At 73.2% G+C, this 3,556-nt stretch carries 3 protein-coding genes and 1 pseudogene; 3 read left to right on the forward strand and 1 reads right to left on the reverse strand.

Features of this window, described 5'->3' with window-relative positions; all coding sequences use genetic code 11:
- Nucleotides 1-387 (reverse strand): annotated as a pseudogene (locus KN815_RS47690) (O-antigen ligase family protein); the annotation flags it as partial.
- Between the two features lie 231 nt (nt 388-618).
- Here KN815_RS47690 and KN815_RS47695 point away from each other — a divergent pair.
- The 3 genes from KN815_RS47695 to KN815_RS47705 all read left to right on the forward strand — a co-directional run.
- Complete coding sequence (locus KN815_RS47695) at nt 619-1,098, forward strand: NUDIX hydrolase (protein WP_216348008.1); 480 nt, start codon at nt 619-621, stop codon at nt 1,096-1,098.
- A gap of 55 nt (nt 1,099-1,153) precedes the next feature.
- Nucleotides 1,154-1,960: a 3-hydroxybutyrate dehydrogenase gene (locus tag KN815_RS47700; protein WP_216348009.1), complete on the forward strand. Its 807-nt coding sequence runs from the start codon at nt 1,154-1,156 to the stop codon at nt 1,958-1,960.
- A 245-nt stretch (nt 1,961-2,205) separates the two neighbouring features.
- The coding region (locus KN815_RS47705; protein WP_372458657.1) for a GAF domain-containing protein at nt 2,206-3,556 on the forward strand (1,351 nt) is incomplete at its 3' end.

Consider the following 3,556-nt stretch of genomic DNA (forward strand, 5'->3'; position numbering starts at 1 on the left):
CGTGATCGCCGCGGCCGGCAGCCACAGCGCCGGGCGGAGGGCCCGCGGGGCGGCCCAGGCCGCACAGCAGACCGCGCCCGTGGCCAGGGTGAGCTGGCCCGCACCCGCCCCCTCATGGCCGGTGAGCCCGTACGGCGAGGCACAGGCCAGGCCGAACCCCGCGAGCCCGGCGGTAGCCGTCGCGGCGAACGGCAGCAGCGATCCGGCGATCCGGCCGCATGCGTAACCGGCGGCCACCGCCAGCACCGCCAGCAGCACCCCCTCGGGGCGGGCCGGCCGCCCCATGGCCGCGATCAGGGCCCAGGCGGCGCAGCCGGCCAGGATCAGGACCCCCGCGAAATCGGACGCGCCGGCGCGTCCGTCGGCCGGTCTGCCGTGATCCTGCACGACAGGCTCCACCACTGATGACGTCATCCCGTCGACCCCCCGTCGTGACGGGCACCGCATCGACACGCCTTACGGCCGTCGTGCGAGCCATGACATCCGAAACCGTAGCGCTTGTCGTAAGGAATGTGTATATGGTGCGCAGAAACGATGAGTCGGTAGTGAAACGCCCACCGTGGAGGGCGCCGTTCGGCCGCCGTGCGCGCCCCCTTTTGTGCCCGATACCCTCGGCCCATGCCGACCCCCGACTTCATCCGTGACCTCAGGGCCTCCATCGGCCACCAACTGCTCTATCTGCCGGGCGTGAGCGCCGTGGTCTTCGACGACCAGGGGCGGGTGCTGCTGGGCCGCCGGGCCGACAACGGCCGCTGGACGATCATCTGCGGCATCCCCGAACCCGGTGAGCAGCCGGCCACGGCGGTGGTCCGCGAGGTGGAGGAGGAGACGGCGGTGCGCTGTGTCCCCGAACGCATCGTGCTCGTACGGACCCTGGCGCCGGTGACCTACCCCAACGACGACCAGTGCCAGTTCGTGGACGTCTGCTTCCGCTGCCGCGCGGTCGGCGGCGAGGCACGGGTGAACGACGACGAGTCGCTGGACGTCGACTGGTTCCCGCTCGACGCGCTGCCCGAGATGGAGGACTTCTCCCTGTCCCGGATCAAGCAGGCGATCGAGGACGGCCCGACATGGTTCGAGCCCACCGTCGCGGAGTGAAGTATGTGCCGCCCCCACATCGGACCGGGCCCGGTGGCTGCCTAATGTGCCCCTCATGAGCGCGTCCACCACACCAGGCCCGGGCCCCCGGCCGTCCGACGGCCTCGATCTGTCCCGCCTCACCGCACTCGTCACGGGCGCAGCCGGGGGCATCGGCCGGGCCTGTACGCTGCGGCTGGCCACCGCCGGGGCGCGGGTGCGGGCCGTCGATCTGGACGCCGAGGGCCTCACCGGCCTGGTCACCGCGGCCTCCGGACTGCCCGGCCCGGTCGAGGCCCACCCCCTCGACCTCACCGACCTCGACGCCGCCGAACGGGCCGCCGCCGGAATCGACATCCTGGTCAACAACGCCGGGCTCCAACTCGTCCGGCCCATCGAGGACTTTCCGCCCGAGGTCTTCTCCCGGGTGCTCACCGTGATGCTCGAGGCCCCGTTCCGGCTGGTGCGCGGCGCGCTGCCGCATATGTACGCGCAAGGCTGGGGCCGGATCGTCAACATCTCCTCGGTGCACGGGCTGCGCGCCTCCCCGTACAAGTCGGCCTATGTGGCCGCCAAACACGGTCTGGAGGGGCTCTCCAAGGTCGCCGCCCTGGAGGGCGCGGCGCACGGGGTGACCTCCAACTGCGTCAACCCCGGCTATGTGCGCACCCCGCTCGTCGAACGGCAGATCGCCGACCAGGCCGAGGCCCACGGGATCTCGCCGGAGCGGGTCGTCTCCGAGGTATTGCTGGCCGATACGGCGGTCAAGCGGCTGGTCGAACCCGAGGAGGTCGCCGAGGCCGTCGCGTATCTCTGCGGTCCGCACACGTCCTTCGTCACCGGTGCCTCGCTCAGCATGGACGGCGGATGGACCGCCCACTGAGCGGGCCACCGGATCGGTCACCGGGCGACGAAGGCCGATTGGCTCAGCCACCGGGCCACGAAAACGGATTGGCTCAGCCACTGGCGGACAGTGGCCGATTGGCTCAGCCACTGGCGGACGGACTGGCTCAGCCATCGACGGACGGTGGCCCATTGGCTCAGCCACCGGACCGCGTATTGCCCGGCCGCCCCGTCCAAGGAGCACCGGGCCGCCTTACGGCTGGCGCCCCCGGGCCCGGCGGGAGTATGTCTGTGCCCATGCCCGACGACCGGCCGGAGGCCCCCTACCTGGAACTGCTCGCACGCGGCGCGCCCGCCGAGGCGTACGAGCGCCCGGTGCTGCGCGCCCGCGCCGACAAGGCCCCCGCCGACCGGCTGGCGGCCCTGGAGCGCGCCAAGCTGCTCGCCCTGCGGGTGCGCGGCGAGCTGGAGGGGCGACGGCGCCGCGAGGCCGAGCTGTCCGCGCTCTACGAGACCGCCCACGACCTGGCGGGGCTGCGCGATCTGGACGCGGTGCTCCAGGCCATCGTGCAGCGCGCCCGCTCCCTGCTGGGCACCGAGGTCGCCTATCTGACGCTGAACGACCCGACGGCCGGTGACACCTATATGAGGGTCACCGACGGTTCGGTCTCGGCCCGCTTCCAGCAGTTGCGGCTCGGCATGGGGGAGGGGCTCGGCGGTCTGGTGGCCCAGACCGCCCGCCCCTATGTGACCGAGAGCTACTTCCACGATCCGCGGTTCCAGCACACCCACACCATCGACGCGGGCGTCAGGGACGAGGGCCTCGTAGCCATCCTCGGGGTGCCGCTGGTGCTCGGCAGCGGGGTCATCGGTGTGCTGTTCGCGGCCGACCGCCGGGCCCGGGTGTTCGAACGTGAGCAGACGGCGCTGCTCGGTTCGTTCGCCGCCCACGCGGCCGTGGCCATCGACACCGCCCATCTGCTCGCCGAGACCCGTACGGCGCTCGCCGAGCTGGAGGCCGCCAACGAGATCATCCGGGACCGCAGCCGGGTCATCGAGCGGGCCTCCGAGGTCCACGACCGGCTCACCGAGCTGGTGCTGCGCGGTGGCGGGGTGCACGACGTGGCCGATGCCGTGGCCGAGGTGCTCAGCGGTTCCGTGGAGTTCCTCGAGGTCGACGCGGCGCCCGCGGCGGCCGTCGACCGGTCCCGGGCCGACGGCCACGCGGTGCGCGACGGCGAGGAGGACTGGGTCGCCGCCGTCTCGGCGGGTGGCGAACTCCTCGGCGCGCTCGTGCTGCGCGGCCACCCCCGGCTCGATCCCATGGACCAGCGCACCCTGGAGCGCGCCGCGATGGTCACCTCGCTGCTTCAGCTCGCCCGCCGCTCGGCGGGCGAGGCCGAACAGCGGGTGCGCGGTGAGCTGCTGGACGACCTCCTCGACACCCCCGACCGTGAGCCCCGGCTGCTGCGCGAACGCGCCGCGCGGCTCCGGGCGGACCTGGACACGCCCCATGTGGTGCTCGCCGCGGGCATCGAGGCCCCGGACACCGGTACCCCCGCCACCGGCCCCGGCAGCGGCCCTGGCGGCCCACCCGGAAGCAGCCCCGGCGGCACCCCCGCCACCGCTCCCGGCA

Source organism: Streptomyces niphimycinicus (assembly GCF_018883605.1).
Taxonomy (GTDB): Bacteria; Actinomycetota; Actinomycetes; order Streptomycetales; family Streptomycetaceae; genus Streptomyces; species Streptomyces niphimycinicus.

Excerpts from the sequence above, each read along its gene's own strand:
- KN815_RS47695 (WP_216348008.1), top strand. The coding sequence starts at position 619 with ATGCCGACCCCCGACTTCATCCGTGACCTCAGGGCCTCCATCGGCCAC.
- KN815_RS47700 (WP_216348009.1), top strand. The coding sequence starts at position 1,154 with ATGAGCGCGTCCACCACACCAGGCCCGGGCCCCCGGCCGTCCGACGGC.